14 protein-coding genes, 1 tRNA gene and 1 pseudogene are annotated in these 15,539 nt (G+C 63.7%); 5 read left to right on the top strand and 11 right to left on the bottom strand.

Features of this window, described 5'->3' with window-relative positions; genetic code table 11:
- Nucleotides 1–49 precede the first annotated feature (49 nt).
- The 6 genes from F618_RS0112505 to F618_RS0112530 all read right to left on the bottom strand — a co-directional run bounded on the left by F618_RS0112505 (nt 50) and on the right by F618_RS0112530 (nt 5,414).
- Complete coding sequence (locus tag F618_RS0112505; protein ID WP_026331228.1) at nt 50–448, bottom strand: hypothetical protein; 399 nt, start codon at nt 446–448, stop codon at nt 50–52.
- 50 nt (nt 449–498) lie between these two features.
- Entirely contained in the window at nt 499–900 is a 402-nt protein-coding gene (locus F618_RS0112510; RefSeq protein WP_026331229.1) for a hypothetical protein, read from the bottom strand.
- A gap of 160 nt (nt 901–1,060) precedes the next feature.
- On the bottom strand, nt 1,061–2,632 hold the full coding sequence (locus tag F618_RS0112515) for a TolC family protein (protein ID WP_019568762.1): 1,572 nt from the start codon (nt 2,630–2,632) through the stop codon (nt 1,061–1,063).
- 907 nt (nt 2,633–3,539) lie between these two features.
- Nucleotides 3,540–3,616: transfer RNA gene (locus F618_RS0112520), tRNA-Arg, on the bottom strand.
- A gap of 273 nt (nt 3,617–3,889) precedes the next feature.
- Nucleotides 3,890–4,441 carry a hypothetical protein gene (locus tag F618_RS0112525; protein ID WP_019568763.1) on the bottom strand — a complete coding sequence of 184 codons (552 nt, stop codon included), beginning with the start codon at nt 4,439–4,441 and terminating at the stop codon, nt 3,890–3,892.
- 520 nt (nt 4,442–4,961) lie between these two features.
- Nucleotides 4,962–5,414 (bottom strand): hypothetical protein, encoded by a 453-nt coding sequence (locus tag F618_RS0112530; RefSeq protein WP_019568764.1) that lies wholly within the window; start codon nt 5,412–5,414, stop codon nt 4,962–4,964.
- 488 nt (nt 5,415–5,902) lie between these two features.
- On the opposite strand from F618_RS0112530, the gene F618_RS16415 reads away from it, so the two are divergent.
- Complete coding sequence (locus F618_RS16415) at nt 5,903–6,115, top strand: CsbD family protein (protein WP_026289502.1); 213 nt, start codon at nt 5,903–5,905, stop codon at nt 6,113–6,115.
- 226 nt (nt 6,116–6,341) lie between these two features.
- Here F618_RS16415 and F618_RS0112540 read toward each other — a convergent pair whose 3' ends face one another.
- Together F618_RS0112540 and F618_RS0112545 are read right to left on the bottom strand one after the other, a co-directional pair.
- A complete protein-coding gene (locus F618_RS0112540) occupies nt 6,342–6,842 on the bottom strand; it encodes a PRC-barrel domain-containing protein (RefSeq protein WP_018951898.1) in 501 nt (166 codons plus the stop codon).
- 270 nt (nt 6,843–7,112) lie between these two features.
- Nucleotides 7,113–7,820 (bottom strand): MBL fold metallo-hydrolase, encoded by a 708-nt coding sequence (locus F618_RS0112545; RefSeq protein ID WP_019568766.1) that lies wholly within the window; start codon nt 7,818–7,820, stop codon nt 7,113–7,115.
- Between the two features lie 72 nt (nt 7,821–7,892).
- Here F618_RS0112545 and F618_RS0112550 point away from each other — a divergent pair, with 72 nt between their 5' ends.
- Nucleotides 7,893–8,513: a methyltransferase domain-containing protein gene (locus F618_RS0112550; protein ID WP_019568767.1), complete on the top strand. Its 621-nt coding sequence runs from the start codon at nt 7,893–7,895 to the stop codon at nt 8,511–8,513.
- Nucleotides 8,514–8,695: 182 nt separating this feature from the next.
- Nucleotides 8,696–9,217 (top strand): DUF302 domain-containing protein, encoded by a 522-nt coding sequence (locus F618_RS0112555; protein WP_018938562.1) that lies wholly within the window; start codon nt 8,696–8,698, stop codon nt 9,215–9,217.
- A 76-nt stretch (nt 9,218–9,293) separates the two neighbouring features.
- Here F618_RS0112555 and F618_RS0112560 read toward each other — a convergent pair whose 3' ends face one another.
- Nucleotides 9,294–11,249: a DEAD/DEAH box helicase gene (locus F618_RS0112560; RefSeq protein ID WP_026331231.1), complete on the bottom strand. Its 1,956-nt coding sequence runs from the start codon at nt 11,247–11,249 to the stop codon at nt 9,294–9,296.
- Between the two features lie 253 nt (nt 11,250–11,502).
- Between F618_RS0112560 and F618_RS0112565 the strand changes: the two genes are divergently transcribed.
- Nucleotides 11,503–11,856 carry a metalloregulator ArsR/SmtB family transcription factor gene (locus tag F618_RS0112565; RefSeq protein WP_018950141.1) on the top strand — a complete coding sequence of 118 codons (354 nt, stop codon included), beginning with the start codon at nt 11,503–11,505 and terminating at the stop codon, nt 11,854–11,856.
- A gap of 105 nt (nt 11,857–11,961) precedes the next feature.
- Here the strand turns inward: F618_RS0112565 and F618_RS0112570 are convergent, their stop codons facing one another.
- Together F618_RS0112570 and F618_RS0112575 are read right to left on the bottom strand one after the other, a co-directional pair.
- The gene (locus tag F618_RS0112570) at nt 11,962–13,041 is read right to left on the bottom strand and encodes a lipoate--protein ligase (RefSeq protein WP_019568769.1); all 1,080 of its coding nucleotides are present in this window, start codon (nt 13,039–13,041) and stop codon (nt 11,962–11,964) included.
- Between the two features lie 44 nt (nt 13,042–13,085).
- Nucleotides 13,086–15,206: a TonB-dependent siderophore receptor gene (locus F618_RS0112575; RefSeq protein ID WP_019568770.1), complete on the bottom strand. Its 2,121-nt coding sequence runs from the start codon at nt 15,204–15,206 to the stop codon at nt 13,086–13,088.
- Nucleotides 15,207–15,350: 144 nt separating this feature from the next.
- Between F618_RS0112575 and F618_RS14925 the strand changes: the two are divergent.
- Nucleotides 15,351–15,539: pseudogene (locus F618_RS14925) on the top strand (IS110 family transposase); the annotation flags it as partial.

Raw genomic sequence — 15,539 nt, forward strand, 5'->3', positions numbered from 1 at the left:
CTGGATCACCAATGCCGTAACGGTGGGTGTGCCGGAGCTGCTTGGTGGATTAGCGGATGCCGAGGCGGTTCGGACAGCCGCCGCCGCTGTAGTTGATCTCGGTGATCTCGACCTGACCGGAGACTACGTGAACCTCCGAACGGTGGCTGAAATCCAGCCGCTTGCTCTCGCCTTCGCGCCACTGTTCCCGGTCGCGGGCTTCGAGTGTGTGACTTTCGGTGTGCAAGTCCATTGCGTATCCCTGCAGGGTGCTGTCGGCAAGCCCGCGGAATCCGATGCACCCGGTGGCGAAGATTTGCGTGGCGAAGAGCTGTACGCTGTCGCCGCTGCGCAGGACGTCCCCTTCATCGGCGGAGCTGCCCCCACTTGAGGCTACCGCAGAGGAGAGGGTCACCGAGGCGAGCGAAAGCGCGACCGTAGTGGTGAGCAGGCGAGAAATTGGATTCATTGCGGATACCGGGTTGGGGTGGGGGGTGCTGGTTTGCCCTGCCGTGGCCATCAGCCGACGCGCAGTCCGAGGCGATCGGGGCAGCCCCCGCCGCTACGATTGATCTCGGTGATCTCCACGGAGCCAGAGAGCACCATGATTGACGAGTTACGGAAGTCGAACCGTTTCGTCTCGCCTTCGCGCCAGCGCTCCCGACCGCGTTCCTCGGTCGAATTGCCCCCACGGTAGGACTCGATGATCTGATATCCCTGCACTTCGCTGTCGCTCAGGCCCCGCAGTTCCATGCAACCGGTGGAGCCGATCAAGGCCTGTATGCGGGTTTGGTCCCCCGCGCGCAGCTCGTCACCTACATTGGCGCTGCTGGTGCTCGAGGCCAGGCTGGATCCCGAGGTGGCAACCAGGGCCGATGTCACACTCAGCAATAGGGCGCGTCGTATCGGTTGAGGAATCATTTGGACGTGGCCTCCGTGCTTGTTCGCCGTTGAATGCGCGCCAGCCTAGCACGGGCAGTGCCGACACCTTGATATAGCGTTAGTCCAGCGTAAGGTGAGGTGTTTTGGCGGGAATGAAGCCTCCGTGTATATGCCGGATGACCGGGCCACGATGCGGATCTCAATCGATGTACGCGGATGTGTCTGTTGTCCTTGATGGGATCGCCAGATCCCAGCGTTCGAGCACGATGCCCATCGCGCGATCCAGGTCGGTCTGGGCGTTCTGGTAGTTGATGGCGGCATCCAGCAACGACTGCTCCGCCTCCCGGAGCTGGCGCTCCACGCTTTCGACTTCGAACCCAGAGGAACGCCCGACTGCGAGCTTTTCCTGCTCGATAGCCACAGCCTGTTGTGCCAGATCCAGCGCTTGTTCGGCCAGATGGAGTTGATTCCGCCGGCTCTCCAGCGCCCCAAGGGCGCGTTCGACCTCAATGCGGATGGATGTTCGGAGTTCCTGGGTCCGCAGGCGCGCCTGACGCTGCTCCACCCGTGCCGCGCCAAGGCGTTGTTGACGCGTGTGCCGATCTCCCCAGGGGATGCTGAGGCGCAGGCCCAGGGAGTGGCCAGGAGACTCTTCGAAGCCGCGCTCGATGGCACGAGTGGTGGACGGACTATCGCCCCGCAGTTCGACCGAGGCGGTCACATCCAGTTGCCAACGGTTGGCGTCCTCGGCCAGCGTTCGATCGAGAGCGGTCAGCCGTTGCGTGACCAGAGATTGGCGAAATTCCGGACTCCGATCCAGTGCCGTATCCATCGCGCTTTCGAGGGGGGGTGTATCGGCGAGGAGTCCGTCAATGTCGTGGACATCAATCGCGTCCCGCGGCTCGATCTCCACCCCGGGTTCCAGCCCAATCAGTCGAATCAGATCGAGCTCGGCCTGATCCCGGCGCTCCTGGGTCTGCGCCTGTTGTAGCTCTTGACGCGCAAGGCTCTCGCGCGCCGGGGCCAGATCCGCCGCCGCCAGTCGACCGCGTTCCACCAGCTCCGTCCGGTTTTCCAGCTCTTGGCGACTTCTATCCAGTGCGAGCTCGGCGAGTTCGACCCGCTGGTTTTCCAGGATCAGGTTGCGGTAAGCCTGAATTACCTGGGCGAGGGTGCTGATGACTTGTGACTCCAGGGCCAGTACGTTCTGTTCCTCGTTCAGGTGCGCCCGTTCCACCGGCGCCCGGCCAATCTCCAGACCCCCACCGCGCAATAGCGGTTGCGTGATGTCCAGCGTGACTGCGGAGGCGCTGTCTGGCGCGGTGTCGGGCGCGTCGGATTGGAGTACCCGTTCGATCCGCCAGTTCAGGCCCGCCTGCGCGCCGGTGGGAAGCGCGAGGCTGGCACTTGGGTTGACGCTTGCGGTGCGCGTCCGCACGCCGTTCGCGCCCGCTGTACGTTGCTCGCGAGCCTGAAGCGTCACGGCGCTCCGGGGGTGAAAGGCCTGATTGGCCAGATCCAGATTGGCCCGGTCGACCACACGGCCCAGGTACGCGCCGCGCAGCGACGGATTGCGGGCAAGCGCGACCTGCAAGGTCTCGCGCAACGTCAGGCGCAGGGGCGCGCTTCCGGATCGCATGCGCGATTCAATTGCGGAGTCGGCCGCCGCGACCACGCGGTCCGGGTCGCTAGGGTTCCCCAGGTCAGCCGCAGCGGGCGTCACCAGGACCAGGAGGCAGCTGAAGAGGGCGGGATGTTTGAACAAACGCATGGCTGGCGGGAGGGGAGCGCAATCTCGATCAGCGGGTGAGTTTCCGGCGACCGCCCGCAAACCTGCGCGCCATCCCATACAGGCAGTATCCCAAGCCAACCCTTATGCAGTAAAGCTGAGGCTCAGCCGGCCGCAGGGTGCCGGCATTGACCATCATCGGGAATGGATCCCGATCCTCATCAGGAAACGACGACACGAGTGGAGCAGATGCCCTCTGCAGCTACTTCAATTGCCAGGCGGGTGATCTCTTTGAGCATTTACCTGAGGGTGGTGAGGCGCCGGAGTAGGGTGGCAAGTTGGACACAGCGCCAGGAAGTCATCCCGTTGCCGCGTCCGAGGGACCCATGGCGCGTAGCGGCACAGGTTGGTCACAGAATTGGTCACAGGACTTCCGAAGCCACAAACCAAAAAAGGGACCAGCGACTGTAAGTCACTGATCCCTTTCTCTGGAGTATGGCGCGCCCGGAAGGATAGCGGCGACGCTGCGCCCCCTCCCCGTCATCCCGGCCGTAGCGCAGCGCCGGGATCTCCACACGCCGTTCCAGCCCCAACGTACGGGTCACTCATACCGTGGAGATCCCGGATAACTGCTCCGCGGTTTCCGGGATGACGATGTCGGAGGCACCTGGAGACCCGGGGCCGCACGCGCCTTGAGCCTGTCTGACGCTCGTTGCTAGTCAGAAACGAAAAAAGGCACCCGGATGTGGGTGCCTCTTCTCTGGAATATGGCGCGCCCGGAAGGATAGCGGCGACGCTACGCGTCTTGCCCTTCCGGGTGTCGGCCGTGGGCCGACACGTACCTCGCTGCGCTCGGGATCGAACCGATTGTTGAACGGAGGTTCGAATCCTTTGTGCCAGTAGAAACGAAAAAGGGCACCCGGATGTGGATGCCCTCTCTCTTGGAATATGGCGCGCCCGGAAGGATTCGAACCTCCGACCACCTGGTTCGTAGCCAGGTACTCTATCCAGCTGAGCTACGGGCGCATCGACTGAAGGCGCGCATTATCGCGATTGGTCCCGAAGGATGCAAGCCGTCGCGGGGTATTCTTTGCGTTCGGCTTGGTCTGCCTGGCTCTCCCAGCCGTGCACGATCGGGCGATAGAGCGTGCTCCGCACTCCATCGTGTTCACGAATGCGGTCATGGGCGAAATCCTGCATGCCGCCGAAGCCCGCGGAGGCATGGCTGGCGCGGCGTTGTTCCGGTGTGGATTTCACGATTCGAGCGTGCGCCCGAAAAGCCCCGGTCCCGGACGCGAATCAGAAGTTGTAGCCAAGTCCGACAGTGTACGAAAAGTCACTATCGAGGAGCGCATTCTCTGCGTCATTCGAGCCACTGAAGAACCATTGGTATTCAATGCGACCGAGGGCGTAGGTATCCTCCAGGAGGTAGTACTTCAAGCCCCCATCCAGTCCGGCGGACCCGCTGTTGTTGACCCCGTCGCCGTAGACTGCGCCCAGGCTCCCGCCAGCGAAGGGACGCATCCGGCCGTCTGTGTCTTGAAGGTTGAGATAGCCTCGAGTGGCTCCGCTCCAGAAGTCATTGGTCAGGAAGTCGCCCTCGAGGTCGGCGTAGTGGATGCTCTGGCGGACGCCGAGGACCAAGTGACCACGCAGATACCAGCCTATATCACCCGTGATGCCGAGGTTGGTGTTGTCGAACCTCCGGTTACTGATGCCACTTCCGGAAAGCGAGAATTCGCGGTCGCCTATGGAGGGCCCAAAGTTGGCGGCCGATCCTTGTTGAGCCTGGACGGAAAGGGTGAACGGTCCAGCCAGGCAGAGCATGACTGCGGCTACCTTTTTCATCATTACCTGCCTCCTGAAACGTTACCCGCCGCGTTGGCATGGGGCAGAGCCTTTGGAGTGCGACCGCGACCGGGAGGGCCCGCTTTGCATCCGAAACGGCAGATTGCGGTCGCAACCGAGAGGGCATCTGTACGTTGCCGCACATTCGCCCCCAGGCGCGTTGGGTTTCAGTTAACGGGAGACAGAAAAAATACGAGAGATCAATGGCGTAACGATGATTTCGATACGTCATATGAGGTGTTGAAAAGGATCTTCAGCGAGACGCTGATTGAAGCGCGTTTGCGAGTTCTCGCGGTGTCGCCCCATGTCATCCGAGACAAGGGCGCTGTGCATTGGGTAGTGGACGAAAGGCACCCGATCGGGGACGCACAGAAGTCTCTGTCAACCTGCTCTTCGAGCAGTGATGAAGCGACTTTGCGGCCCGGTTGGATGGTGGCGGGGGCGGCTGCCCCCTGATCGTGGTGTGCCTCGGGGCAGGGCAGCAGGCGTTCTTCCGAATGGCCCCTACCCCGGGCAAGAAGGCTCAGAAGTTGTAGCCGAGGCCTACGGTGTAGGCGAACGCACCATCGCGGAAGGCATCTTCTGCATCGCTGGAGCGGCTGAAGAACCACTGGTATTCGACGCGGCCCAGGACGTAGGTGTTCTCCAGGACGTAATACTTCAGGCCGCCTTCCAGGCCGGCGAACGCACTGTCCTTGACGCCGTCGCCGTAGATGAAGCCCAGGCTGCCCCCACCAAAGGGACGCAGACGGCCGTCCGTTGTCTGGAAGTTGAGGTAGCCGCGCGTGGCGCCATTCCAGAAGTCATTGGTGATGTTCTCGCCCTCGATGTCGGCGTAGTTGATGCTCTGGCGGACCCCGAGGATCAAATGATCGCGGAGATACCAGCCCATATCGCCCGAGACGCCAAAGTTGGTGCTGTCGAACTTGCGGTCACTGCTGCCGATTCCGGAAAGCGAGAACTCGCGGTCGCCCATGGACGGTCCAAAGTTTGCCGTTGATCCGGCTTGCTGGGCCTGGACGGCGAGGGGGAGTGTTCCGGCCAGACAGAGCGTGAGCGCGATTAGCTTCTTGGTCATTACGTTTCTCCTGATTGGTCCCCATCCGGGGCGGGATGGGGTGGTTGTCTCGGTGGGTTCTGGGCGTCCCCGGGAGGCTCCGGGTCGATACTTGGGGCCAGATTACGTTTCCAGCGATGGGGTATCTGTACGTTGGCGCACACAGACAGCCGGTCGCGCTGTGTCCTGGTTCGCGAAAATCAACAGACCCCTCGATTGCCCGGAACCGTGGGTCCAGGTAGTGCTTTTCAGGAAGGGAAGAAGCCTCGATGGGAAGAACGAGGATGGACGCTGCGCGTGAAGTTCGGGCGGGTTTGTGCGATCCCGCACAGACGGGCACGGGTGGGCTCCGCAGGGTTCTGGATCGGGCGGCAATCAAGCCGGCCAGCCATTCGGAGGAGTGCGAGATGAACTGGAATATCGCGAAAGATCACTGGAAGCAGTTCAAGGGCAAGGTCAAGGCGCGTTGGGACAGGCTGACCGACGATGAACTGGAAACGGTGGCGGGGGAACGCGACGAGTTGGTGGGCTGTATCCAGGAGCGGTATGGCGTGAGCCGGGCCGCGGCCGAAGGGCAGCTCGTAGAGTTCGAGAGGAAGGTGAGTCGGGTACACCACTGAACCGCCAGCCGTGGGTGGGGGCTGGCCCGCCCGGGCTCGTTTTCGGGGTTTGTGATTGGCGTCTGGACCCTGCTGGCCGGAAACTGACCATGTAGTTTGGGGGGCGCACTGTGTTTGCGTAGGCGCGGAGCGTCATGTCACCCGGGCGCGAGATGACCACTGTCTTCGTAGCGAGCCGGTGGCCCCGAGGGGTGAGGACCCCCTCGAGGCAAGGATGACCAACGCGTTAGTCGCGTTCGTATTCCGGCATTTCCTGCAGCGTGTCTTCATTCATGTCGATGTAAAGCTTGACCTCTCCGTCTTCGGACGTGCGCTCGATACGGTCCCAGGCGATTGCCACGTCCTTTCCGCCGAGGCCGAGAACGCCGCTGCCCGTGCCGATCACGACCGCGACGATACGGCCGTCCCGATCGACGACCAGGTCATGGACTTCCCCGATCTCGTCGTGGCTTTCGCGGCTATGGATCTTCTGGTCCATCAGATCCGAGACGTGCAGCCCCTGGTCCGGCATGCGCTGGATATGGGGGGCATCGTCGCGGGCACCCGCACGTGATTGTCCCATGGCGTCGCGATCGTGGCCTTCGGCGCCGCGTTCTTCCATCATCTCGTGGTCGTCCGAGTCCTTCTCGTGTTCGCCGGCCATCGCGCCGGTCATGACGCCGCCCAGGCCAAAGACGAAGATGGGGACCGTGGCCGCCGCGAGTTTGAGTGAGGCAAGTGTTTTCATGGTGTCGCTCCTTGATGGTCCGGCATTCAATCCGGAAGTCGATGGCGCGTGCATCGCGCAGGCACTTCGACCCGGCGATGCGAACGCACCAACGATGTTGCGGAGCGCTGTCACCCACGTCTGTACGTTGCGGCACACACCTGGTTCGTAGCCAGGAAGTCTATCCAGCTGAGCTCGCATCGACTGGATGCACGGTGGATCGTGATGAGCCCCGAGGCAGCAAGCCATCGCGGTGAGTGTGCTGTGGTTCTCTGACCCCGTCCGCCGGCCTTATCCCCTTGGGACGGGGTGATAGGGCGTACTGCGCACTCGGTCGTGTTCATGCATGCGGTAATCGACGAAGGCGTCCTTGTCGTCAAAGTGCAGGAAGGGGTTGCCCGCATCCTCCTCCGCCAGTGTGGATTCGGTCTTTTCCGCGTAGTTGTGGCCCGGGTGGATGCAGGTATGGGCCGGAAGCCCCTCGCGCAGGCCGTTGAGGGTGTGAAACATCTGTTCCGGATCGCCGCCGGCCAGGTCGCAACGGCCGCAGCCGAAGACGAACAGGGTGTCGCCGGTGATCAGGTCGTCGCCCGCCGGCATGTGGAAGCAGGCGGAGCCGGGGGTGTGGCCGGGGGTATGCAGGAAGCGGATCTCGGTGTCGCCCAGACGCATCTCGTCGCCACCGTGGTGCAGTTCCGGACGTTCCAGTTCCTTGCCCCAGAACTCGGCCTCAGGCTTGAGCAGGTGCAGTCGTGCATTTGGATACTGTTCGAGGATTGCCTCGACCCCGTTGATGTGGTCGTGGTGGCTGTGCGTCAGCAGGATGTCGGAGATGTCGACTTCGTTTTCGCGGGCCTGACGGATGATCGCCTCCGGATCCCAGGCTGGATCGACCACCGCACCACGATGGCTGGCGCGATCCTCGATCAGATAGACGAAGTTCTCCATCGGGCCGAGTTCCTGGCGGTGGATGCGATAGGGCAGTTGGGTACGGTCCATCGAGGTCTCCGGGAGTTATTCGTGGTTTGGTAGGGTCTATCCGTTTCCTATCCTGTGCCGAGAAGGGGAGTGATGCCAATTTCCGAAGGTTCGCCAGTTGATTCCGAAGTTCTGGATGCCGAGACCGACTGGGAGGCGCGCTATCAGGCGGGTTCGACCCGTTGGGATCGCGGTGCGCCCAGCCCTTCGCTGGAGCGTTGGTTGGAGGTTACCGCGCTGGGACCCGGTTCGCGGATTGTGGTGCCCGGTTGCGGTTTTGGGCACGAGGTGCCGGCTTTGGCCTCGCGGGGTTTCCGTGTGATCGGGCTGGATGTGGCGCCAACGCCGGTAGAGCACTTGCGCCGCGCACTGGCGGAGGCCGGGCTGGAGGCGGAGGTGGTGCAGGCGGACATGATCGCCTGGCAACCAGAGGTGCCCGTGGACGGCATCTACGAGCAGACGTCTCTTTGTGCCCTGCCGCCCGAGCAGTGGTCGGCCTACGAGGCGAAGCTGCATGGCTGGCTGCGTGAAGGCGGTGAACTGTTTGCGTGTTTCATGCAGACCGGTCGCGAGGGCGGGCCGCCCTACCATTGCGCAGTGCCAACGATGCGTCAGCTGTTTTCTGCCGATCGTTGGGATTGGCAGGACGAGGTGGGCCGTACCGACCATACCAATGGCAAGCACGAACAGCTGTTTCGCTTGATCCGGCGTTGAGGCGCTGCTGTGGCTCGTGTGGGGCGGGCCTGTGCGGGGCCCGTGCGGCGATCGGGAATCTCCCGCGTCCAGGCGTGGTAGATGCGGTGAAGTGCATGCGCATGATCTAGATTCGCACTAGGGAGGGTCGCAAGGGCTTTCGGCCGGCGGGCTCTCCCGTCCACCCGAACCAGGAGTGCGCGATGAAAGTCTGGATGCTCGTGTTGTCGTTATTGCTGCTTCCGCTTCCGCTGACTGCGTCCGAATCGACGGAGGGGGACGAGGCGCTGGATCCTGAAACGTTGCAGCAGATGGTTCGGCAGAGTGCCGAGGTTTTCAAGATCGAAGATGGTGTCAGCATCGACGAGGCCATCGAGTCGATGAAATTGCGGGCCAATCTGCGCAATTTCCAGGAGGTCGCCGATTTGCCGCTGTCGGATCAGGTGCAGGCAATGGGCGGCGAGGGCAATTACATGCGTATTCTCGCCTTCTGTGATGCCCTGATCGCCAACCAGATGGTGAAGCACGACATCATCTTTGCGAGCTTTCTGCCCTGTCGTATCGCAGTGGTGGAGGATGACGAGGGGCAGGGCTGGATCGTCACCACCAACATGGACATGATGCTGCATGCGACGGATCTCCCCGAGGATCTCGAGGTCGTGGCGCGCGAGGTGCGCGACACGATCTACAGCATCGTCGAGGCGGGGCGCACCGGAGATTTCTGAACGTCCAAATGAAACGCCCGCGGCTCCTTTCGGAGGCCGCGGGCGTTGTCTGGTACGCGCCTTTGAGTCGCCGCGCTTAGCCGTTGGCGGCCTTGCGCTTGATCATCAGCGTGCCGTCCGCGCGCGAGCCGGTGTTCTTGGGCCCGCTGGTACCCTTGCGCACGGGGCGTTTGCCGGGTGCGGCGGCATAGGCCGGGCGCTTGCCGTTGCCCGGGGCCGGGCCGCGCTTGGCCGGTGTGGGCTTGCTGGTCGGCTTGGCCCTGGCGCTGGTCTCCGGCTTGTCACTGCGCGGCTTGGCAGTCTTGCGCGGCGCAGGCTTGCGTGCGTCGTCCTGGTTCGCGGCCTGGCCCGGGCGCGGGGCCTGAAGGGTCAGTTCCAGCTTGCGGTTGGCAATATGGATGTTGCCCAGGCGACGAATCGCGGCTTCGTCCAGCGACGCCGGAAGATCCACATGGCTGTGGTCGTCACGCAGGCCGATGCGGCCGATGTCGCGGCCGTTCAGGCCGCCCTCGTTGGCCAGGGCGCCGACGATGGCACCCGGCGCCACGCCGTTGTTGCGGCCGACCGGCATGTAGTAGCGCACCATGTCGCCTTCCGGCTCGCGATCCTTGCCGCGCGACGGGCGCTCGCCCCGGGGCTTGCTGTCCCGGCGGTTGTCGCCGCGCTCGGAATAGGGGGCACGCGCGGCCGCCAGCAGGGGATCGGCACCCTTGTTGGCGTTGGCATCCAGCGGGCTGCCCGCGGTGGCCAGTCCGACCAGGGCGGTGGCGAGTTCGCGTTCGGATACGCCGCTGTCGGTCAGCAGGCGGTCGACCAGGGCTTCGTGCCCGGAGTCCTTGTCGCTGCCCAGGAGGGCCTGTACGCGTTCGGCGAAGCGCGTCTCGCGGCGGGCCTGTACGGCCTGGCGGTCCGGGACCGGCTGCTCGCGCACCGGCTTGCCGGTGAGGCGTTCGATGTCTTTCAGCATGCGGCGCTTGCGCGGCTCCAGGAACAGGATGGCGCGGCCCTTGCGACCGGCGCGGCCGGTACGGCCGATGCGGTGGACGTAGACCTCGGCATCGCCGGGGGCGTCGAAGTTGAACACGTGGCTGATGCGCGGCACATCGATGCCGCGGGCGGCGACGTCGGTGGCTACGATTACATCCAGGCGGCCATCGCGCAGGTCACTGACCACACGCTCGCGCTCGCCCTGTTCCATGTCGCCGTTTAGCGCCGACGCGGCGATGCCGGCCTGGCCGAGTGAATCGGCGATCTCGACCGTGGAGGCCTTGGTGCGGGCAAAGACGACCGCGCCGTCCAGATCTTCCTCGGTCTCCATCAGGCGGGTCAGGGCTTCCACCTTGTGGCGGGCATCGACCAGGCAATAGCTCTGATCGATATCGGTGCCTGCCTCGTTGCCGGCACCGATCTTGATCTCTTCCGGCTCGCGCATGTGGCGGTGCGCGATACGGCGGATGGGGGCCGGCATGGTGGCGGAGAACAGGGTGGTCTGACGCGCTTCCGGGGTCTGTTCCAGGATCCACTCGATCTCTTCGACAAAGCCCATGCGCAGCATTTCGTCGGCTTCGTCCAGCACCACGACGCGCAGGGCGTCGAGGTTCAGGGTGCCGCGTTTGATGTGGTCGACCACGCGGCCGGGCGTACCGACCACGATCTGCGGGCCCTTGCGCAGGGCGCGCAGCTGCTCGCCCATCGGTTGGCCACCGTAGACGGGCAGGACGTCGATGCCGCCGACGCCGCGGGCGAATTCAGTCAGGGCACCGGCGACCTGGTTGGCCAACTCGCGCGTCGGAGCCAGCACCAGTGCCTGGGGCACACGCTTGCCGGCGTCCATCAGGTCGATCAGCGGCAGGCCGAAGGCGCCGGTCTTGCCGGTGCCGGTCTGGGCTTCGCCCAGAACATCGCGGCCTTTCAGCAGCGCGGGGATGCAGGCGGCCTGGACCGGGGTCGGGGTAGAAAAGCCCATGTTCGAAAGGGCATGAACCAGCGACTCGGAAAGCCCGAGCTGGGAGAAGGAGGGGGAATCAGACATTTAGGGTACTCACACAGGCCGGAAACGAAGGCCCGGCGAAAATCGGATGGCAACTGCCAACCCCGCATCATACACGAATCGAAGACGTAACGAGCGAAAACGTCGGACATCTTCCAGGGAGATGCGGCCGGATGTTCGAAATGCCGCAACCGGCTTGCTCGTCCTGGACTGGGGCGGAATCGCGGGGGTCTATTCATTGTCCGACCTGAGCTGTCGGGATATAGTTCGTCCAAGGATTTTTGCTGGATACGGTATGTCGCTTAACCCTACGGACCTGTTCAACTTGCTGGCCGACGAGACACGGCTTCGCTCGCTCTTGCTGATGCAGGCGGAAGGGGAGCTGTGCGTCTGCGAGCTGACCCACGCTCTGGAGATGTCTCAGCCGAAGGTGTCGCGTCATCTGGCCGCGCTGCGCCACTCCCAGGTGGTGTGTACCCGGCGCGCGAGCAACTGGATCTATTATCGACTCTCGCCGGAGCTTCCGGAATGGGCCGGGGAGATCCTGAAGACTGCGGATCGTGCCGTCTCCCGAACGGAGCCATACACAAGTGATCGGGGGCGGCTCAGCACCGCACCCAGTCGTGCGGAGTGCCTGGATTCGGCCTGAGGGTCGTCGCGCGCAGAAGCAGCTGCAATAACGTCAAAACGGCCGGACTACCAAGAGGGTAGTCCGGCCGTTTCTATTTGGATGCGAAGCCTTGCGCGTGACCGGTCAATGCGGCTCGCGGTGGACGCAGGCGAGGATCGCCGTCGCAATGTCGTTGGCTTCGATGCCCGGTGCGTCCAGGCCGATTTCCTGCATGCAGGTGGTCGCGGCAGTGCGCAGGGCTTCTTCTTCCAGTGGCTGGCCGTGCAGGGCATCCGCGATGCGGTCCATGCCGTCTTCCGGGAAGACGGTGAAATCGCCGGAGAGCAGGAGATCGGCGATGTGGTCGTCCTTTTCCATCAGCTGGGCACGAATTAGCCCGCCGGGGGCCTTGTGGGCACCTTCGGTCAGGTGGGTGCCGGCGGCGATCTTCACGCCCATCTCGACGAATTTGCGGCCCTTGCGGTAGGTCCATTCGGGGTCGGTCAGTTCGGCGACCTGTTCCTCGATGGCCGCATTTTCCTCGGCGGTGGGCTCGCTCATTTCGACTTCGACGGCGAGATGACTGGCGACCCGTTTCAGGAAGGCATCGCGTACGGTTTCGCGGGCCGGCATCTCGCCCAGTTCGCGCGACAGGGTGGTGATGTAGTCCTCCATGCCGGCGCGCAGCTTGTCGCGGAATTTCTCCGACGGCACCTTGAGGCAACGCGCCATGGTGGCGGTGTCGAAGTCGAACATGAAGCTGCCGACCATCACCGTGGCATTGCCGATGCTGGCGGCGCCCGTACCGCCGATCTTGCGCCCGTCCACGTGGATGTCGTTCACCGGGCGGAAGGTCGCGTTCACGCCCAGGTCCTGGTAGGTGTTGATCACCGGGTCGATGAACTTCTTATAGATGTCGGAGACGATCCGCGGCGCCTTGGACGACGGATAGATGAAGTGGAAGAACATCTGGTTGTGGTCCAGATACACCGCACCGCCACCGACGTGGCGGCGGATGATCGGCAGGTTCTGTTCCTTGCAGAAGTCTTCGTCGGCCTCCAGGGCAATCTCCTGATGCAACCCGACGCAGACATACGGGTCGTCGGGGTTGACCAGGGTGAGCACCGGATCGTCGTCCTTGCCCATGGCTTCGGCGATGCCGTGGTAGACCGCCTGGGAACGCACGGCGGGCTGCTGGCCGAAGTCGATTACGCGTAAACGCATGGTGTTGTCCTTGTCTTGTCTTTGGGGCGAAGGCTTCGGCCGGTCTAGAACTCGGCGTTCCAGGTCAGCCCGAAGCTGCGGCCGGGGGCCCAGATGTCCTGTACGCCATTGGCCGGGTCCAGGCGCGCCTCGGTCATCTCGTTGACGTGCTCGCGGTAGGCCTTGTTCGCGATGTTGGTCACGCTAAAGGTGATCTCGTTGGAACGAAAGCCGGCGCTGGGTCCGAAACGGTAGCCGACGGCGAGGTCGGCGGTCGCGAAACCGGAGGTGTTGCGCTCGGTACCGTCCGGGAAATCCTCATTGGCGGTGAACCGGTCCGCGGTGCGGCTCTGACTGGCGACTGCCCGGATGCGGGCATCCCACTGCCAGCCTTTTGCAGTCGACTGGGTCAGGCCAATCGTGGCCTCCGGCGGGGGCATCTGGGTCAGCGGCTCGTCAAAGCGGCGGTCGCGGTTCTCGCCGCGGATCCAGGTGCCGCTTGCGTAGCCGGTGACTGCAGCGGTAAACGCGTGCTCCACCAGGGCCTCGATGCCGTGGATGCGGGCCTCGTCGAGGTTGATGGTGTCCTTGGTTGGCCGTGGGGCCCCTTCAACCACGCGTCCACCGATGTAGTCGCGGATGCGGCTTTCATAGGCGGATACGGTGTAGGAGGTTGCGCCGATCTGGCCGCGTGCGCCCACCTCGAACGTGCGGTTCCGTTCCGGGTCGAGCTGCGGGTCGCTTTGCCACCTAAATCCATCGCTGTAGGGGTAGGTCAGGTAGCGTTCCAGCAGGCTTGCGGAGCGGTAGCCCTCGGACAGGCTGAAGTAGGGATTGAAGGCGTGGTCCAAGTGCCAGGTGAGCCCGGCCGACCAGCTGAGATTGCGGTCGGTCTTGTCGAGGGGTTCTTCCACGCCATCCGCAAAGTCGGCACTTCCGCGTACCTCGTCATAGCGGGCTCCTATATTGACGGTGGCCCAGTCGAGGTAGGTCTCGTGCTGAACGAACACGCCGGCAGACTCGATCTTCCCGTTCTCTACGAGCGGCATGCGAATCACCGGTTCGTAAGAAGTGCTCTCCAGCCCGATAAAGGACACCGGGCTGGCGCGCAGCCGCCAGGCCTCGGCCCCGACCAGCAGAATCTGGTCATCGGTGGGGACCAGTTCGGTCTGCACGCGCAGGCCGTCCGTAGTGAAATCGGTATCGGACGTCCGGTAGTCCTTTTGCCGCAGTTCGTTCCAGTCGTAGTTGCCGCGCGACAGTTCATGGCGATAGATAGAGGCTTCGACACGCGGTGCCCAGGCACCGTGCAACTCGCCTTCATAGCTCAACTCGACGAGGTCGCGGGTCTGGCGCGGGGTGTAGTGCGTGTTCAGCCCTTCCGGTCGCAGTCCGTCCGTCGGCGTGAAGATGCGCGAGGCGAGGTACCAGACGTCCTTGCGTTCGTCGCGCTGGGCGCGGAATTGGACCTCGTGGCCTGGTGCGAGCTTGCCGCGGTAGCGCAGGTGGTAGGCGTTCTGTTCGGTGCCGGAGTCGCGCAGACGGTCGCCGTCGCCGTTCTTGTAGTCGTCGGTGTTCAGGTAGGCGGTGGAGAGGTCCAGCACGTTGCGGTCGTTGGAGACGGTCACGCCGACCGCGCCGCGGATGCCTTCGTCCACCGAGGTGACGCCGAGGCGCGAGAAGCCGCGGGTCTCGGGTTGGTCGGTGAAATCGCCGCCGCGGGTGATGATGTTGATCACGCCGCCCATCGCACCGGCGCCGTAGAGCACGGAGCCCGGGCCGCGTACGATCTCGATGCGTTCGATCAGGTCGACGTTGACATAGGAGGCCAGCGATCCGCGGGCCGGCGGCTGCATGGCGTTGATGCGCACGCCATCGACCAGAACCAGCACCTGGTCGCGCTTCAGGCCGCGGATGATCGGATCGGAGCCCACCGATCCGTCCACGGCCGTGGCGACACCCGGCTGGCCGCGCAGCAAGTCGCCGAGGGTGCGGGCCTCGCGGTTGCGGATTTCGCTGGCCTCGATCACGGTGACGGAAGACGGCGTCTCGTCGATCAGCGTCTCGTACCCGGTGGCCGTAACCGATACGGTGCCCAGTGTCTGAGCGGCCTCCTGGGCATGGGCGAGGGCGGGTGATGCAAGCAGACTGGCCAGCGTCAGGTGACCGACAACACGACGTTTCATGACTCGATGGCTCCCCAATAAGCGTTTCAGAACGCGCTAAAGTAGACATCATGGATTGACCTGCCCGACCTCGAGAGCGTGGGTTATGTTTTCGGGGTTGGGATAACCACCTTCAACACAGAGCCATTATCGAGGGGGCAGGTCATGAATGAGTTTATCGCGGAAGGGGTGAAGGATGCAGGCCCGGTGACGGGGCAGGCCGGGGTGAAGCGAGTGCTCGAGCAAGCGAGCAACGTCTACGGTGCCTACATCGGGCTGGACGTGCATAAGGAGACGATTGCGGTGGCGGTGGCCGAGTGCGGTCGTGGCGCGCCGGAGTATTACGGGGAGATC

Origin of the sequence: Thioalkalivibrio sp. ALMg13-2, from assembly GCF_000381185.1 — a bacterium.
Lineage (GTDB): Bacteria > Pseudomonadota > Gammaproteobacteria > Ectothiorhodospirales > Ectothiorhodospiraceae > Thioalkalivibrio > Thioalkalivibrio versutus.